Here is a 17,058-nt window from a genome sequence, read left to right as displayed (position 1 = left end):
CCGTTGGTCACGGCGCTTCCCCCCGTAAGATCGTTACGGCCCCCGTTTACACCTTAGCTCCATACTTGTGCAGTACACGCATCGCGATGACGCGCAGGATCCGGTCGTAGACGAGGCCCAAAATGCCGAGGGTGATGATGCCGACGAAGACCCAGTCGATGCGGCCGTAGTTGCGGGAGGTCCAGATCAGGGAGCCGAGACCCACCTGGGCAGCGACGATCTCGGCGGAGACGATCGTCAGAAAGCTGTTGCCCATGGCGAGGCGGGCGCCCGTGAGGATGTACGGGACGGTGGACGGCAGCACGACGCGCTGGAGGATCTGGCGGCGGCCGGCTCCGAGGCTGGCCGCGGCCCGCAGCTTGGACTCGTTGACGGCCATCACACCCGCGCTGGTGTTGAGCGTGACGATGAAGACGGCCGTGTAGAAGATCAGGACCACCTTCGAACTCTCACCGATGCCCAGCCACACCACCGCCAGGGTCACGAACGCGACCGGCGGGATGAAGCGGAAGAACTCGGTGTACGGCTCCAGGAGCAGGCGGACGATCCTGATCTGCCCGATGAGCAGGCCGAGCGGGGCGCCGACCACGACGCCCAGGCCCCAGCCGATCAGAATGCGGCGGCTTGAGGCGATGACCGAGTTGCCCAGCGTGCCGTCGGACGCCAGTTCGCGGGCGGCCGACAGGGTCTGGCTCGGCGAGGCGACCAGGGACGGGCCGTACTTCATGGCCAGGAGCTGCCAGACACCCAGGCCGATGAGGATGGCGACGGCATAGAGGCCGACGGTACGCAGCGCTTGTCCGCCGCCCTTCCCGTTGGTGCGGCGCGGGCGGGTGCGGGTGCGGGCCGGGGTCGGGGTCGGGGTCGGGGCCTCGGTCGTGGTGATCGTCATGCGCCTTTCGCCTCTCGGTCGAGCTGGTCGTCGAGTCCTTGATCGCGCATGGCCTTGCGAACCTCTTCTCCGATGTCCTCGCGCAGCCGGCTGCGCAGGCGCAGGGCGGCGGGGTCGGACTCGTCGCGGGGGCGCGGCAGGTCGACCGTGTACAGGGACTTGATCGAGGCAGCGGGGCCCGCCGTCATCACGGCGACCCGGTCGGCGAGGAGGATCGCCTCGTCGATGTCGTGCGTCACGAAGACGACGGTGCAGCCGGACGCGCTCCAGATGCGGGCCGTCTCCTGCTGCAACACCTGCCGGGTCTGCGCGTCGAGCGCGCCGAAGGGCTCGTCCATGAGGACGACGCCCGGTTCGTTGGCGAGGACCCGGGCGATCTGGACGCGCTGGCGCATGCCGCCGCTGAGCTGGCCGGGGTAGCGGTCCGCGCAGTGGCGCAGGCCGACCAGGCCGAGGTACTCGTCGGCCACCCGGTTCTGCTCGGCGCGGGACAAGCCGCGCATGCGAGGCCCGAAGGTGACGTTCTGCTGCACCGTCATCCAGTCGAAGAGGGCCTCGCTGCTCTGGAACACCATGCCGAGGTCCGGGCCGGGGCCGCGGACGGGCACGCCGTCCGCGGTGAGAGTCCCCTCGCTGACCTGGATGAATCCCGCCATCGCCGACAACAGCGTGGACTTGCCGCAGCCGCTCGGTCCGAGGAGACAGAGAAACTCCCCGGCCGGGATGTCCAGATCGATGCCCTGGACGGCCCGGAAGTCACCGAAGGAGATGCCCGCGCCCTCGACGCGCAGCGCCGCTCCGCGTCCGGCTGTCGGCTCCGTGGGCGTACGGGGAGCTGTCACGGTCGTCGCGGCCACCGCGCCCTCCCCCGGCACTGTCTCCTTCTCGATGCCCTTGATCGCCTTGGTCATCAAGACCCCTCCTTGTTGTCGGCGAGCCAGCCGCGCTGGACGGTGCGGGACACGTCGGGGCGGGCCTTGACCTTGCCGGTTTCCAGGTAGAACTGGGCCGTACTCTCGTAGCCCTTGAGGTCCTTCGCCGTGAAGTCGCGGACGGCGAAGTCGATCTCCTTCGCCGCGTTCAGGGTCTGGTCGGCGGGGATCTTCGCGGCGTCCTTGGTGGCCTTCGCCGCGGCCTGCGGATCGCTCTCTGTCTTCTCGGCCGCTTCCGCGAGGGCTGCGGCCACCTTGACGGCAACGCTCTTGTTGTCCTTGAGCCAGGGTGCCGTCGAAAGGAGCCAGTGCTGGTAGCTGAAGCCGTAGTCGCCCGTGGTCTCCAGGATCCGCTCGCCCAGCTCCACCCCCTTGGCCGGCCACGGCTCCCACAGGACGTAGGCGTCCACGTCGCCCTTCTTGGTGAGCGCCGGGATCTCGGCAGGGTCGGCCGTCACGAACTCGACCGAGTCGGGCTTGATGTTTTTCGATTCGAGGAACCGCGTGGCGGCCAGCTCGGACAGGCCCGGGACCACGGCCATCTTCCGGATCTTCGCGGGGGACTTCACACCGGGTCGCAGGACGACCTTGAGGTACTTCCCGGAGTCCTCGTACACGAGGAGTGAGCGCAGATCCGGGTTCTGTCCGAGCAGGCCGATGGTGGTGGCGTCGGAGTTCCCCGCCATCTGGACCTGCCCGGCGCCCAAGGCGTCGACGCCTTCCCCGCCCTTGGCGAACTGGACGAGGTCGACGTCGACCCCGTGCTTGGCCCACAACCCCTCGGCATCGGCCACGAAGAACGGCGCGTACCCGGCATCGATACCCACTGCGATACGTATATGGGGACCACCTGCCCCGCCGCCGGAGCCCGAGCCGGCGTCGGTGGTGCCCGTTCCGCAGGCGGTCACCGCGGTCAGTGCGGCGGTGAGGAAGACGGTGCCGGCGATGCGCTTGGTCGGGCGGGCTTTCGGGCGGGACATTGTCTGCATGGTCACCTCGGATTGGGGCGCTTTTCGGCAGGTAATCGGGGTGCGGGCCCGCGAGTGGGCGAACGCTACTGCCAGTCCAAGGGCAGAAGCATGCGCAACGGTCCGCTCAGCGGGACGGCCCGGACGTGGCTCGTGGAAGGCGGTCACTTGGCGTGCTGGTCGTACCAGCCGCGCAGCAGCACGGTGTCGTAGTCGGGTGCGCTCTTGATGAGCTTCTGCGCGAGGAGGAAGTCCACGATCTTGCGCGAGGAGGCGACATCGGCCGCCGTCAGTGCGCGGGACGTGAAGGAGATCTCACCGACGGCCTTCTGCGTCTGTGCCACCGGCAGCTGGGCCTGCTGATGAGCCGCGAGGGCGGCCGCGTGCGGATCCTTGGTCACCAGCCGGTCGGCCTCCGCGACCACCTTGAACACCTTCCCGGCGAGATCCTGGTGCCCCTTCAGCCACTTGTCGTCCGCGAGCAGCCACTGCCGGTACGTGACACCGAAGTCGCCGGTGGAACCGGCGATGTGGCCGCCCGCCTCGACGCCCTTGGTCACCCAGGGGTCGAAGAGGATGTAGCCGTCGATGTCGCCGCGCTGGAGCATGGTGGGGATCTCCTGCGGAGAGCTCTGCTGGATCTTCACGGAGTCCGGCTCGACGCCGTGGTGCTGCAGGTACTCATGCGTGGCGTACAGGCCGATGCCCTGGATCGAGCCCATCGTCTTGATGTCCCGCGGTGAGGTGATGCCCTTGCGCAGGACGACCTTGAGGAGGCGGCCCGAGGACTGGAAGACGCCCAGGGCGCGCAGGCGCGGGTTGCTCACCATCTGCGGCAGCGCGGTGGAGTCGGCGTTGGCCGACATCTGTGCGGTACCGGCCGTGACCGCCTGGGCCGCGGCGGGTCCACCCTCCACTTTCGTCAGCTGCACGTCGAGGCCGGCCTTCTTGAACAGGCCGCGCTCGGCGGCCAGATACAGCGGGGCGTACGACGCGTCGACGCCGAGCGCGATCCGGACGGTCGGGCTCTTGCCGCCCGCGGATCCCTCCGAGTCGGTGGTGCCCGCACCGCAGGCGGTGGCGGAGAGGACTGCGAGCAGGGTGAGCAGGGCGGCCACCGGGCGCCGTCTGGTGCGGTGGATACAGGACATCGGATACGACCTCCGGGTCGGAGTGCTGTCGAGGTGGCGGAAACCTGGCACCCCGGGAGGCCGGCGGAAAGCACGGCGTCCCGCCTGGCGGACCGGCTCGATTGAGGCGACTTCCGGCCGTTCGTACGCTCCACCGATCTCAGGCTCGAACGGCAAGGAGCACACATGCCCCCCAAGAGCACGACCGAGGGCACGTCCACGACGCGACGCGTGGTCATCGCGTCCGTCGCCGGCAACATGATGGAGTGGTACGACTTCTTCCTCTACACCACGGCTGCCGCGCTGGTCCTCGGCACGGTCTTCTTCCCCTCCGGCGGGCATCCGCTGCTCGGCACCATCGCGGCCCTGGCCGGTCATGCCGTGGGGTTCGCCGCGCGGCCCATCGGCGGTCTGATCTTCGGGCACATCGGTGACCGGCGGGGGCGCAAGGCCGCGCTCATGGGAACGCTCTCGCTGATGGGCGGTGCCACCTTCTGTATGGGGCTGCTGCCCTCGTACTCCACGGCCGGTCTGCTCTCCCCGCTGCTTTTGGTCCTGCTGCGGGTCCTCCAGGGCGCGGCGGCCGGCGGCGAATGGGGCGGCGGCGTCCTCATCATCACCGAGAACGTCCCGGCCGAGCGCCGTGGGTTCCTCGCCTCGTTCAGCTCCTGCGGCATGGGCCTGGGCTTCGTCCTGTCGGCCCTGGCGCTGTGGCTGGCCGAGCAGGTATCCGGGGACGGCTTCCTGGCCTGGGGCTGGCGGCTCCCGTTCCTGGCCAGCGCGGTGATCTTCGTGGTGGGGATCTACATCCGCCGCAATCTCGGCGAGACGGACAGCTTCGAGGCCGAGTCCACCGAGGCCGAGAGCGCGCCTCGTTCGCCGCTGCGGGAAGTACTGCGGCGCCATCCGCGCCAGGTGCTGTTCGCGATGGCGCTGCGCTTCGCCGACAGCGGCGCCAGCTACATCTTCATGTCTTTCTCCCTCGTGTACGGGGCGTACATCGGGATCTCCCCGACCGTGCTGCTGTGGGCCGGGATCGTCGGGATGCTGGTGGACTCGGCGATGATGGTCGTCTTCGGGCGGCTCTCCGACAAGGTGGGCAGGCGTCCTGTCTATCTGGGCGGGGCGATCGGCATGCTGGTGTGGGCGGCGCCCTTCTTCCTCCTCATGGACACGGGTCGGCCCGCCGCGGTGTGGATGGCGTTCGTCGTCGGCCACGTCGCCATCGCCGCGATGATCGGCGTCCAACCCTCCTACTTCTCCGAGCTGTTCAGCACCAGCACCCGCTACTCCGGGATGGCACTGGGCCACGAGCTGTCGTCGGCGATCGCCGGTGGCCTGTCACCCGTGGTGGCGACGGCGCTGCTGGCCGCCACGGGACATTTCCTGCCGGTCGCGCTGCTGACCATGGGGATGGCTCTCGTCACGCTGGTGGCACTGGTCTTCTTCGCGCAGGTACCGAAGGACCCCGGGCAGCACGCCCCGCAGGACGCCGACCAGCCCCGGAAGGAGAACATCACCACGCCTGTTGCCTGATGTTTACACCCCCGCCCCTCTATGCAACATGGCGTTGTTGCACTTCAAATGGCCCGTACCGCCATGCGACGAATTAAAGGGGACGCTGATGGGGTCGTACGCCGACAAGGACGTCCTGCTGCCGAATTCCGTCCTGGGCAAGGCTCAGCTGCTGCTCGCCGCGTTCGAGTCAGGGGCGGACCGGCTGCGGCTGAGCGAGCTGAGCCGCCGGTCGGGCGTGCCCAAGGCGTCGGCGTACCGCCTCGCCCGGGAACTGGTGCAGTGGGGGCTGCTGGACCGGCACGGTGACACGTACGAGCTCGGCATCAGGCTCTTTCATCTGGGGCAGCGGGTGGCCTCCTCCTCGGTGCTGCGCACCGTGGCCCGCCCGCTGATGACCGACCTGTTCACGCGGATCCGCACGGCCGTGCACCTCGCGGTCCTCGACGGTACCCACGTCCTGTTCCTGGAGAAGATCGCCGGTGAGGCCAACGTGCTCACCCACTCGTACGTCGGCGGTCGGCTCCCCGCGTCCTGTACGGCGACCGGTCAGATGCTGCTCGCCCTGGCGGCGGACGGACCCGAGCGGGTGGCGGAGCTCGCCGGCAGGGGGCTGCCCGCACTGACCCCGCGCTCCGTCACGGACCCGCAGGTCCTTGCCCAGCGGCTGTCCAGGGCGGCCCGTCAGGGGTACGCGCTGGAGATCGAGGGAGTCAGGATCGGGGACGCCAGCCTCGCCGTACCGGTGGCTCTGGGCGGGACGGAGTACGCGGCGCTCTCGCTCACCGGACCGGTCGCGCAGGTGTCGGCGGACCGACACCTCGCGGCGCTGCGTTCCACGGCGGAGAGCATCGAGCGGGGCGTGGCGCAAAAGACGGAGGAGAGTCCGTCGTACGAAACGCCACGCGCGGCGCGCACGGTACGCGGACCGAAGCCGGCCGGGGCGCGCCCCGCCCACGCCGTGAGCTGAGTACTCGCCCGCCACTGCTCTCGGGACACGCCCCGGATCCGGGTACGGATCTGGTTCCGGTCAGCAGAACACCCCGGTGGCCCGTCTTCCCGCCCCCGTTGATCGTGAGATTCCGCAAAGGCTGCGGACACGTAAGGGGAGGAGCCGTGGTGGGACCAGACACGGACCCGGCAGCACTGCGCGTGCTCGACCTGACCGATGAACTCGCTTTCCAGGGCGCCCGGTTGCTCGTCGGGATCGGCGCCGACGTCGTACGGACCGAGCCGGGCACCGGCCTCGACGCGGCGGCCCGTACGCACTGGCACGCGGGCAAGCGCTGGGTGCCGGCGGCGGACCCGGCCGAGCTCGACGCACTGGCGGCGGCCGCCAACGTCGTCCTGGAGAGTGGGCCCGTGGCGCGGTTGCACGGCCTGCGGGAGGACGGTTCGTCCCGGTGGCCGCACGCCGTGCACGTGGTGGTGACGCCCTTCGGGCTGACCGGGCCGCGCCGCGACTGGATCGGCGACGATCTGGTGCTCGCGTCGGCGGGCGGCATGACCTGGCTCGGCGGGCGCCCTGACGCACAGCCCAAGCCGCCGCCGCGCGAACAGGCGCTCCAGACGGCCGGCGCCCACGCGGCTATCGGGGCGCTCCTGGCCGTCGTGTCGGGCACCCCTCAGCTGGTCGACGTCTCCGCGCAGGAGGCCGTCGCCGCCACGCTGGAGACCGCCGCCCTCGCATGGATCCACGCCGGACGTTTCCCCGTACGCAACGGAGGGGTGTACGAGCACGTGGCGCACCAGATCTTCGAGACGGCGGACGGGTATGTGGCCGGAGGCTACTCCGGCAGCAACCGGATGTGGACGGATCTGCTGGCGTGGATGGCCGAGCGGGGCGAGGCAGGTGATCTGCTCGACGAGCGCTGGCAGGACGCCACATACCGATGGCAGCAACGCCCCCATGTGGACGCTGTCGTACGGCGGTTCGCGGCGCGGCAGTCGGCCGCCGAACTGGCCGCGGAGGCGCGCGAGCGGGCCCTGCCGTGGGCCGAGGTCGTACCGGCCGGGCGGCTGACCGACAACCCGCAGCTGCGCGACCGCGAGTCCCTGGTCACGATCACCGGCGAGGGGCTGCCGGACGGCGGCGTCGAGGACGTCGGTTTTCCCTGGGCTGCGCTGCCGCGGCCGGTCACGCTGCCCGCGCTGCACCGGGCGGAGAGCGACGCGCCGTGGCGCGGCCCCGGCCGCACGCGCCAGCGGGCTGAACGGCCCACGTCCCGATCCCTGGAAGGGGTGCGGGTCCTCGATCTGACCTGGGTCCTCGCCGGCCCGTACGTGACCAAGCAGCTCGGGGAGCACGGTGCGGACATCGTCAAGATCGAGTCGCGGCACCGCCAGGACCCCACGCGGTTCGCGCCGTCGATGCATCTGCGGCCGGGCTCCGACCCCGACGACAGCGGCTACTTCATCAACTTCAACCGCAACAAGCGCGGCGTCGCCCTGAACCTGCGGACCGAGGAGGGCCGGCGGCTGCTGCGCGAACTGGTCCCCCACTGCGACGTCGTCGTGGAGAACTTCAGCCCGGGTGTGCTCGCCCGCTGGGGCATGGACTACGCGTCGCTGCGCGAACTGAACCCAAACGTGATCCTGGTGTCGATGGCGGGGGTGGGGCAGACCGGTCCCTGGCGCAACGCCGTCACGTTCGCCGACACACTCGCCGCGATGTCCGGCCTGTCCAGCGAGACCCGCGAGCCGGGCGGCCCGCCGCAGGGTCTGACCTTCGGGCTCGGCGACATGATCGCGGCCAATTCCGCGGTGCTCGCCACACTCGACCTGCTGGCGCGGGGGCGTGGCGGCCACGTGGATCTGTCCCAGCTGGAGGCGATGGCCGCGACGATGGGACCGGCCGCCCTGGAATCCGCCCTGGGCGACGGTGGGCCGGATCCCAGGACCGCCGAGTTCCCCAACCGGTCGCCGAGCGCCGTGCCGCACGGTGTGTATCCGGCGGCCGGGGACGACCGGTGGGTGGCGGTGTCGGTGACCGACGAAGCACAGTGGCACGCGCTGACGCACCTCGTCGAACTCCCCTGTGCTGACGGCGACTTGGCTGCCCGGCGGGCGCACGAGGACGAGATCGACGCCGCCCTCGCCGCCTGGACGGGCCGGCACGACGCGCACAAACTGGCCGAGACGCTCCAGGCGGAGGGCATCGCGGCGACGGTCGTGGCGACCGGGCAGGACCTGGTCGAGGCCGACGAGCAGCTCGCGGCCCGCGGCTTCTATCCCGTACTGGACCACCCCCTCACCGGGCCGGTCCGGCACGAGGGAATCGTCGCGCGGCTGTCCGCGACACCCGGCGAAATCGACCGGCCCGCACCTCTCCTCGGTCAGCACACCGACGAGGTGCTGCGAGAACTGCTGGGCCTGAGCGATGAACGGCTGGAGACGCTGACCGACGAAGGAGTGACCGAGTGAGCGAGGCGAGGATGATCCGGGAGAAGCTGAGCCAGGAGAAGCCGACTCAGGAGAAGCCGGCCGAGGAGAAGACCTCCGTGCTGCACGTGACGCGTGACGGCGCAGTGGCCACCGTCCGCGTGGACCGTCCCAAGGTGAACGCCGTGGATCCGGCGATGATCGAGGAGTTCCTCGCGACTCTGTCGCCGCTGGCCGCCGATCCGGGGGTGCGCTGCATCGTCATCACCGGCACCGGCAGGTTCTTCGTCGCCGGTGCCGACATCGCCGTCATGCGGGACCTGTCCGCGGAGAACCAGGCCAAGATGCGCCGCTGGATCCGCGTACAGCGAATGATCGAGCAGACCCCCAAGCCGGTCGTCGCGGCACTGAACGGCCACGCGCTGGGCGGCGGCGCGGAGTTGTCGCTCGCCTGTGACCTGCGGATCATCTCGACACAGGCCACGTTCGGCTTTCCGGAGATGCGGCTCGGGCTGTTCCCGGGGGCCGGTGGCAGTCAGCGACTCCCCCGGCTCGTCGGCCCCCACCTGGCGAAGCGCCTGATGATCGAGGGGGAACTACTCACACCGCAGCGCGCCCTGGAGCTCGGACTTGTCGACGTCGTGGCGGAGCAGGCCGAGTTCGAGGCGACGGTCGCCGAGCGGGCCCGCCGCCTCGCGGCGCAGCCGACGGCCACCATCGCCCTGCTCAAGCGGGTCGTCGACGAGGGGTACGGGCTGCCCGTCGAACAGGCCCTGGCACGCGAGGAGAAGGGCGTCGCCGACCTGATAGGGACGGCCGACGCGGCGGAGGGGCTTCAGGCATTCCTCGACAAGCGGGCGCCGGTGTTCACCGGACGGTGAGGCCGCACCGACGCGGGTGGTCCGGTTCCGGTGACCGGACCGCCCGCGTTGGCGTGTTCCCGTACGTTCCGCATCCTCGGCGGATGAGTTCCCTACAGCACACCGAGTCCCAGCCCACTGAGAACCAGCCCACCGAGAACCAGTCCAGCGAGACCCGGCCCACCGCAGAAGCCGCGCGAGGCGGGGCCGTGCTCGTCACGGGCGGCACGAGCGGGATCGGCCTGGCCGTCGCGGAGGCGGTGGCCCATGCCGGGCGCCCCGTGGTGATCACCGGGCGTTCCGAAGACCGCTGCCGCGCGGCGGCGAAGCAGCTCGAAAGCATCGCGGGCGAGCGCCAGTTGGCTCTGGTCGCGGACACCACCGACCCCGACGCGCTGGCCGCGGCCGTGAGCCGGGCCGCCGAACGCTGGGGCCCCTTCACCGGCCTGGTGACGGCCGCCGGCCAACTCGCCCGCGGCTCGGTGCTCGACCTCACGATCGAGGACTTCCGCGCCGCCCTCGACACCAACGTCATCGGCACATGGCTGGCGATGCGGGCCGTCCTGCCCGGCATGCTCGACGCCAGGCACGGACGCATCGTCACGATCGGCTCCGTGCTCGGCTCGACTGGCGCCCCTGAGCGGGGCGGCTATGCCGCCACCAAAGGCGCGATCGCCGCGCTCACCCGGTCGGCGGCCCTGGAGGTCGCCGGGACCGGCGTCACCGTGAACTGCGTCGCGCCCGGCCCCGTCCGCACCCCCATGAACGAGAGTGACACCGCTACCGACGCCGCCGCCCAGGCCGCCTTCACCGCCAAGGTGCCGCTGGGCCGCTGGGGCAGGCCCGAGGACATCGCGCACGCGGTGCTCCCGCTGCTCGCCGCCGGCTCGTCCTTCACCACCGGTGCGGTGATACACGCGGACGGCGGCTACACCGCGCAGTGAGCGGTCACCCGATTCGCCCAGCGAGAGCGGTTCGCTGAACGGACCGCGACGCTGGGCCCGCGCCCGGCCCGGTGATGGGCTTGACACCGCTCCCCTCGCATTCGTACGGAAGGACTCGCATGTCACCAGCACCGGAGAGCCACTACGCGGACGGCGCGGGCATCCGCTACCACTACCACGACCTCGGCTCGGGACCCGACACCGTGTTCCTGCACGGTGGCGGCCCCGGCTGCACCGCGTGGAGCGACTTCGGGCCCGTCGCGCACCTGTTCGCCGCCGACCGGCGCTGTCTGCTCGTCGACATCCAGCAGTACGGCAAGTCGGAGAAGTCCCCCATCGAGGGCCCGATGTGGGACCACCACGCGGCGAAGACCGTCGGCCTCCTCGACACGCTCGGCGTCGACCGCGCCGACTTCGTGTGCAGCTCGTGGGGCGGCACCATCGCCCTCAACCTCGCCGCGAAGTACCCGGACCGCGTCCGGTCCCTCGTCATCACCGGCAGCATGCCCGTCTTCTACGGGCCGCTCGCCCCGCTCCCGGAGAACGGTCACCGCGGCCGCACGGCCCGCGACGTCTACTACGGCGGCGAGGGCCCGACCCGCGAGAAGATGCGGGACCTCATCACGAAGCTGGAGTGGTACGACGGCGCGAAACTCCCCGAGGAGACACTGACGCTGCGCTACGAACAGAGCCTCGACCAGGAGGAGCGCGCGCTGGCGGCCATGTCCGACTCGCCCCGCGGCGACTGGCAGGACCTCACCGAGGAACTGGGGCAGATCCAGGCTCCCACGCTGTTCATCTGGGGCATGCAGGACGCGTTCCTCACCCCGGACTACCCGCTGATGCTGGCCCGCATGGTGCCGAACGGCAACCTCCACGTGATGGACCACACCTCCCACCACCTCGAGGAGGAGCGCCCCGAGGCGTACCACTCGGTGGTCAGCGGCTTCCTCAACTCCTTGAGCTGAAGCCTCCCCCGTCCCAACCGCCTTTCGGAGTGCAGCATGTCCATCTGGACCGAGATCAGCCCCACCCCCTTCCGGGTCGAGTACGTCGACGCGGCCGGGGTCCCCACCCGCGCCCTGCGCGCCGGTGACCCGAGCGCCCAGGCCGTCGTCTTCCTGCACGGCACCAGCGGTCACCTGGAGGCCTTCGCGCGCAACATCACCGCGCACGCCGCCTACGACCTGCACGCCATCGACATGCTCGGCCACGGCTACACCGGCAAGCCCGACAAGCCGTACGAGATCGCCGACTACGTCGCCCACCTGATCGATTACCTGGACGTCGTCGGTGTCGACAGCGTCCACATCGTCGGCGAGTCCCTGGGCGGCTGGGTCGGCGCCCGCGCCGCCATCGAGCACCCCGAGCGGGTGCGCAGCCTTCAACTCCTGTGCTCCGGCGGTACGGTGGCCAATCCCGAGGTGATGGACCGTATCCGCACCAGCACCAAGAAGGCCGTCACCTCCGACGACATCGAACTCACCCGCAAGCGAATGCGCCTCCTTATGGCCGACGATGCCTCCGCCACCGAGGAACTGGTCGAGGTCCGGCACGCGATCTACCACACGCCGGAGTTCGTCGCGGGCGTCGACAACCTGCTCTCCCTCCAGCAGATGGAGCGGCGCCAACGCAACCTGCTACGCCCCGAGCACCTGGCGCGGATCGCCCAGCCGACGCTGGTGGTGTGGGGACGCCAGAACCCGTTCGGCGAGACCCCTGAGGCGACGGCCCTGCACGAGGCTATTCCCGGCTCGCGCCTCGAACTGTTCGAGAACTGCGGGCACTGGCCGCAGCACGAGCAGGCCGAGCGCTTCAACGCGCTCAGCCTGGAGTTCATCGGCAAGGCCGCCGGCTGATGCGGGCGGTCCGGTTCCACGACTGGGGCGCCGCTCCGGTCCTCGACGAGGTGCCCGAGCCCGTGCGCGCGGCGGGTGAGGTGCTCGTCCAGGTCACGGCGGGTGGTGTTTCGCACCTCGATGCCACCGTCGCGTCCGGCGACTTCGAGCTCAAGCCCGCGCTTCCGTACATCGGCGGTGTCGAGGGCGCGGGTACGGTCCTGGAGGCGGACGCCGACTCCGGTCTGGCCCCCGGAACCCGGGTCGTCCTGCGCGGTGGCGGCCTGGGCCTGCTGCGCGACGGCACCTGGACCGAGCGGGTCAGCGTGAAGCGCAAGGCCGTCACCCCGCTCGGCGCCCCGCTCGACCCCGCGGTGGCGGCGAGCTTCTTCGTCCCCGCCACGACCGCGCACGTGGCTCTGCACGACATCGCCCGGATCGGTCGGAACGAGGACGTCGTCGTGGTGGGGGCCGCCGGCGCGGTCGGCGCGATGGTGGCCCAGCAGGCACTGGCCGCGGGCGCCAGGGTGACGGGCGTGGTCGGCCGGGAGGACCAGCTGGCCGACGTGCCGAAGGGGGTCCAGGCTCTGACGCTGGATGACGCGGAAGGTCTCGCCCGGGACCGGTCGACGTCGCTGCTCGTCGACACGCTCGGCGGCGCGGGACTTGTCGGCCGCAGCCGGTGGGTGCGGCAAGGCGGACGCGCCGTGGTCATCGGCTACGTGGCGGGCCCGCACGTCGAGCTCGATCTGCCGAGCTGGCTGCTCGACGAGGTGGCGCTGCTGCCGGTGAACATGATCCGCCAGGAGCGCCGGGCCCGTGAGGTCTCCGGCGACCTGGTCCGACGGCTCTCCGAGGGCGAACTGACGCTGGCAGTAGAGGAGTTTGGCCTCGCTGACGCTCCCGCAGCGCTTGCGGCTCTGCGCGGCGGACGGGTGCGGGGACGGGCTGTGCTGTTGCCCGGGTGAGAGCTCGGGGGCTGCGCGTCGTCGCCCGCGTGAGGGGGCGTGGGAACTGGTCGGAGTTCCCGCGCCCCCCGCTGACCTCCGCGCTCAACGCGCCGTCAGCGCTGACGGGTCAGCAGGCCCGGGCGGTAGGGCAGGAGGCCGTAGTCGCCGCCGGAGCTGGGGCTGCGCCCCTGGTACAGGAACTGGAGGTTGCAGGGGTCGACGGTCATGGTCTGATCGGGGCTGGTGCGGATCAGCTCGCCATGGCTGATGTCGTTGGTCCAGGTGGCACCGCTGTTGGCCTTGCCGGCGAACGGATTGCTCTCGGTCGCGGCCTGGGGTGTCCAGGAGCCGTTCAAGCTGGTGGCCGTGAACGAGCGGAAGTAGCGGCCCTGCGCGCCGATCGCCTCAACGATCATGAGGTAGCGGTTCTGGCCCTGCAGTTTGTAGACCTGCGGGGCTTCGAACAGGTTGTTCGTCGTATCGCTCATGACCACGGTCGAGTTCGCGCCGAAGCTGCCCGGGAAGTTTCCGATCGGCATGCTGGCCCGGTAAATCTTGCCGTTGTCACCGGCGAAGAACAGGTACATGTTCGTTCCGTCACCGATGAGTGTCTGGTCGATGGGACCCGTGCCGGAGCCGGAGATGGTTCCGGAGAAGAGCACCTGCGGGGACGACCAGCCGTTCGGGTTGGTGGGGTCGCTCGACGTCCGGTATGAGAAGGCGCTCCCGCCCCATTGGTAGGTGAGCACCCAGATGTTCTTCGGGGCGAAGTAGAAGAGCGTGGGCGCGACCGTGGAGCTCGACATCGCGTTCTGGCCGGCGGAGGCCATCTGCGACCAGTCGCCGAACAGGTTGAAGTTCATCGAACCCCAGCTGGTCCCCGTGTCGTGCGTCGTCGCGTAGACGAGTTGTTTGCCGTTGTAGGGGACGACGGTGAAGTCCTTGAGCGACACCCATCCCGACTTGGGCTGCGCCAGCGCGCCCGTCGACGTCCAGCGGTAGGAGGACGGAAGGTCGCACGGGGCGGAGGTGTCGTCGCCGACCTTGACCAGCTTCCACTGCTGGTTGGTACCGCCCCAGTCGTCGTACTGGACGATGTTCGCGCTGTCGGCCGTGGAGGCGCCCTGCACTTCGAGGGCCTTGTTGCTGTGGCGCGAAATCAGCCGCACATAGCCGTCCGAGCTGTCGGCCAGTCGCCACTGCTGGTTGGCGGCGTTCAGGTCGGCCCACTGGACGATCGAGCCGCCGTTCGCGGTGGACCAGTTGTGGACGTCAAGGACCTTGCCGGAGAGGCGGGACTTGATGCGGTAGTAGCCGCCCCCGGAATCGACGAACTGCCATTGCTGCTGGCTCTGATCGTTTCTGGGCCACTGGGTGATACGGGCGCCGTCACTGGTCGCCATGTTGTAGACGTCAAGGGCCTTGCCGCTGTTGCGGTTGACCAGCACGTACGAGGCATTGGTGTCCACTGTCGCCGCTTCGGCGGGCTGGACCCCGAGGAAGGCGGCCACGAGCATCAGCGGTGACAGGACGGCTAGTAAGCGTCTGAGCAGCCGTCGCGGGTGGGCCGAGGACGGGTGACGAGACCACATCAAAGGGCTCCTTGGAAGTGGGGGTGACCCCGGAACAGCGGACCGGCCGTGCGGGGCGGGACAGCTCCGAAAACTTTTCGGAAGATTTCCGGATGCAGTGACGCCACAAGCTAGGAATACGCGACCCTCCGGTCAAGCCCTCGCACGGATCTGTCTGCAAACAGCGGGTTGGCATGAGAGGTAGGGAGCAAAAGCTCAGGTGGGGGCGGCACTTCGCCCGGCCCATTGAAATTTCGGAAGTTTCGGCCGACGAACGGAAACTATTTCTGCAAGGAGTATTGACGCTGCACCGTCAATGCCTCAATGTCCCTGCCTGAGGAGCCGACCACAGTTCGATATTTCGAATGCCGCCAATCCTGGGCACCCAGTGCCGTACTACAGATCCGCGTACCAGAGCACCAGCGCCCCTCCTGGCTCCTCGCACCGCCCCCGCCCGGGCCCGCGCGTCAGTCCTTCCCTGATGTCTCTCCAGGAGATGCAGCCATGAGCTCGTATGCCCTCACCAGATCCACTGTCTGCCGGAAGACCCGCGGACTGCTGCTGGCGCTGATCGCCGGCATCCTCGGTCTCGCCGTCGCACTGGTCGCGCCGCCGCCCGCCCACGCCGCCGAGAGCACGCTCGGGGCCGCGGCGGCGCAGAGCGGCCGCTACTTCGGCACCGCCATCGCCTCGGGCAAGCTGGGCGAATCGGCGTACACGACCATCGCCTCCCGCGAGTTCAACTCGGTGACGGCCGAGAACGAGATGAAGATCGACGCCACCGAACCGCAGCGCGGCCAGTTCAACTTCACCGCCGGCGACCGCGTCTACAACTGGGCGGTGCAGAACGGCAAGCAGGTGCGCGGCCACACCCTGGCCTGGCACTCCCAGCAGCCCGGCTGGATGCAGAACCTCAGCGGCAGCACCCTGCGCCAGGCGATGATCGACCACATCAACGGCGTGATGAATCACTACAAGGGCAAGATCGCCCAGTGGGACGTCGTGAACGAGGCCTTCGCCGACGGCAGTTCGGGAGCCCGGCGCGACTCCAACCTCCAGCGCACCGGCAACGACTGGATCGAGGTGGCCTTCCGCACCGCGCGCGCCGCCGACCCCGCCGCCAAGCTCTGCTACAACGACTACAACGTCGAGAACTGGACCTGGGCCAAGACGCAGGCCATGTACAACATGGTCAAGGACTTCAAGCAGCGCGGTGTGCCGATCGACTGCGTCGGCTTCCAGTCGCACTTCAACAGCGGCAGCCCCTACAACAGCAACTTCCGCACCACCCTGCAGAACTTCGCGGCCCTCGGCGTCGACGTGGCCATCACCGAACTCGACATCCAGGGCGCCCCGGCCTCGACCTACGCCGCCGTGACCAACGACTGCCTGGCCGTCTCGCGCTGCCTGGGCATCACCGTATGGGGCGTACGCGACACCGACTCCTGGCGCTCGCAGGACACACCGCTGCTGTTCAACGGCGACGGCAGCAAGAAGCCCGCCTACACCGCCGTCCTCGACGCGCTCAACGGCGGCTCCACCACGCCCCCCGCGGATGCGGGGCAGATCAAGGGCGTCGCTTCAGGCCGCTGCCTGGACGTGCCGAACTCCAGCACCACCGACGGCACCCAGCTCCAGCTGTGGGACTGCTCGGGCGGCACCAACCAGGAGTGGACGTACACCACCGCCGGTGAACTGAGGGTCTACGGCAACAAATGCCTGGACGCCGCCGGCACCGGCAACGGCGCCAAAGTCCAGATCTACAGCTGCTGGGGCGCCGACAACCAGAAGTGGCGCCTCAACTCCGACGGCTCCATCGTCGGCGTCCAGTCCGGCCTCTGCCTCGACGCCGTCGGGGCCGGCACGTCCAACGGCACCCTGATCCAGCTCTACTCCTGCTCCAACGGCAGCAATCAGCGCTGGACCCGCACCTGAGGGTGGACCACCAACACCTGAGGCACGGGGCCCTTCGCCCCGTCGAGGGCACCCCCCCCCGGCCGGGGCCGGGGGCCGGCCGGGGCGGCCGCGGGGGGGGGGGGCTCGGGGGGGGCGTGGGGGGCGGTGGTGGCAACGAGGT

The 17,058-nt window shown here is 69.9% G+C and carries 14 protein-coding genes; 9 read left to right on the top strand and 5 right to left on the bottom strand.

Translation table 11 applies throughout. The annotated features are described in order from the left end of the window. Nucleotides 1–46: 46 nt before the first annotated feature. The 4 genes from ABZ906_RS38810 to ABZ906_RS38795 all read right to left on the bottom strand — a co-directional run bounded on the left by ABZ906_RS38810 (nt 47) and on the right by ABZ906_RS38795 (nt 3,943). Entirely contained in the window at nt 47–892 is an 846-nt protein-coding gene (locus ABZ906_RS38810) for an ABC transporter permease (protein WP_361390781.1), read from the bottom strand. Next, nucleotides 889–1,803, bottom strand: a complete 915-nt coding sequence (locus ABZ906_RS38805) for an ABC transporter ATP-binding protein (protein WP_361390779.1) — start codon at nt 1,801–1,803, stop codon at nt 889–891. Before ABZ906_RS38805 ends, ABZ906_RS38810 begins: the two co-directional genes overlap by 4 nt. Then, entirely contained in the window at nt 1,803–2,804 is a 1,002-nt protein-coding gene (locus ABZ906_RS38800) for an ABC transporter substrate-binding protein (RefSeq protein ID WP_361390777.1), read from the bottom strand. The genes ABZ906_RS38805 and ABZ906_RS38800 overlap by 1 nt, the downstream gene beginning before the upstream one ends. A gap of 152 nt (nt 2,805–2,956) precedes the next feature. Then, nucleotides 2,957–3,943: an ABC transporter substrate-binding protein gene (locus ABZ906_RS38795; protein WP_361390775.1), complete on the bottom strand. Its 987-nt coding sequence runs from the start codon at nt 3,941–3,943 to the stop codon at nt 2,957–2,959. A gap of 165 nt (nt 3,944–4,108) precedes the next feature. Here ABZ906_RS38795 and ABZ906_RS38790 point away from each other — a divergent pair, with 165 nt between their 5' ends. The 8 genes from ABZ906_RS38790 to ABZ906_RS38755 all read left to right on the top strand — a co-directional run bounded on the left by ABZ906_RS38790 (nt 4,109) and on the right by ABZ906_RS38755 (nt 13,428). After that, entirely contained in the window at nt 4,109–5,458 is a 1,350-nt protein-coding gene (locus tag ABZ906_RS38790) for an MFS transporter (protein WP_361390773.1), read from the top strand. Nucleotides 5,459–5,546: 88 nt separating this feature from the next. Beyond that, entirely contained in the window at nt 5,547–6,407 is an 861-nt protein-coding gene (locus ABZ906_RS38785; RefSeq protein ID WP_361390771.1) for an IclR family transcriptional regulator, read from the top strand. Nucleotides 6,408–6,556: 149 nt separating this feature from the next. Beyond that, on the top strand, nt 6,557–8,860 hold the full coding sequence (locus tag ABZ906_RS38780; RefSeq protein ID WP_361390769.1) for a CoA transferase: 2,304 nt from the start codon (nt 6,557–6,559) through the stop codon (nt 8,858–8,860). After that, nucleotides 8,857–9,699 (top strand): enoyl-CoA hydratase-related protein, encoded by an 843-nt coding sequence (locus tag ABZ906_RS38775; protein ID WP_361390767.1) that lies wholly within the window; start codon nt 8,857–8,859, stop codon nt 9,697–9,699. The genes ABZ906_RS38780 and ABZ906_RS38775 overlap by 4 nt, the downstream gene beginning before the upstream one ends. Nucleotides 9,700–9,782: 83 nt before the next feature. Then, nucleotides 9,783–10,622: an SDR family NAD(P)-dependent oxidoreductase gene (locus ABZ906_RS38770; RefSeq protein ID WP_361390765.1), complete on the top strand. Its 840-nt coding sequence runs from the start codon at nt 9,783–9,785 to the stop codon at nt 10,620–10,622. 119 nt (nt 10,623–10,741) lie between these two features. Then, entirely contained in the window at nt 10,742–11,590 is an 849-nt protein-coding gene (locus tag ABZ906_RS38765) for an alpha/beta hydrolase (RefSeq protein WP_361390763.1), read from the top strand. Between the two features lie 36 nt (nt 11,591–11,626). Further along, the gene (locus ABZ906_RS38760; RefSeq protein WP_361390761.1) at nt 11,627–12,481 is read left to right on the top strand and encodes an alpha/beta fold hydrolase; all 855 of its coding nucleotides are present in this window, start codon (nt 11,627–11,629) and stop codon (nt 12,479–12,481) included. Next, nucleotides 12,481–13,428 carry a zinc-binding dehydrogenase gene (locus ABZ906_RS38755; RefSeq protein WP_361390759.1) on the top strand — a complete coding sequence of 316 codons (948 nt, stop codon included), beginning with the start codon at nt 12,481–12,483 and terminating at the stop codon, nt 13,426–13,428. Before ABZ906_RS38760 ends, ABZ906_RS38755 begins: the two co-directional genes overlap by 1 nt. A 95-nt stretch (nt 13,429–13,523) precedes the next feature. Here ABZ906_RS38755 and ABZ906_RS38750 read toward each other — a convergent pair whose 3' ends face one another. After that, the gene (locus ABZ906_RS38750; protein ID WP_361390757.1) at nt 13,524–15,002 is read right to left on the bottom strand and encodes a non-reducing end alpha-L-arabinofuranosidase family hydrolase; all 1,479 of its coding nucleotides are present in this window, start codon (nt 15,000–15,002) and stop codon (nt 13,524–13,526) included. Between the two features lie 483 nt (nt 15,003–15,485). Between ABZ906_RS38750 and ABZ906_RS38745 the strand changes: the two genes are divergently transcribed. Continuing rightward, nucleotides 15,486–16,916 carry an endo-1,4-beta-xylanase gene (locus tag ABZ906_RS38745; RefSeq protein WP_361390755.1) on the top strand — a complete coding sequence of 477 codons (1,431 nt, stop codon included), beginning with the start codon at nt 15,486–15,488 and terminating at the stop codon, nt 16,914–16,916. Nucleotides 16,917–17,058: the final 142 nt, after the last annotated feature.

It is taken from the genome of Streptomyces sp. NPDC046925 (assembly GCF_040644915.1).
In the GTDB taxonomy this organism is placed as follows: Bacteria; Actinomycetota; Actinomycetes; order Streptomycetales; family Streptomycetaceae; genus Streptomyces.
This window is presented reverse-complemented; position numbering and strand designations above follow the sequence as displayed.